At 66.4% G+C, this 250-nt stretch carries 1 protein-coding gene; it reads right to left on the reverse strand.

What is annotated here, in order from left to right:
• Positions 1-250, reverse strand: a 250-nt coding sequence (locus ACZY1G_RS27830; protein ID WP_463818377.1) for a hypothetical protein, incomplete at both ends; no start/stop codon positions are given.

Below are 250 nucleotides of genomic sequence, written 5' to 3' on the forward strand. Positions count from 1 at the left end.
AGGGGTGCGTCCGACCATTCGTCGGTGGTGATGTGGTGCAGCAGCAGCACCACGGTGGTGGTGCGGTCGGGGTGGCGCAGGATCGTGATGCGCAGCGGTGTCTCACTACTGAGGTCGAACCGGTGGGCGGTGAGCCGCTCGATCTGCTCATCGAGGGGTGTCCCGTCGTCGTTGAGGACCTCGACCGGAGCACCGGTGTCGGGGGCCAGGATGTGTTGGGCGAAGCCGGTGTCGTGTTCGGTGAACACCG

This window comes from Mycobacterium sp. IDUB_5 (genome assembly GCF_055419565.1).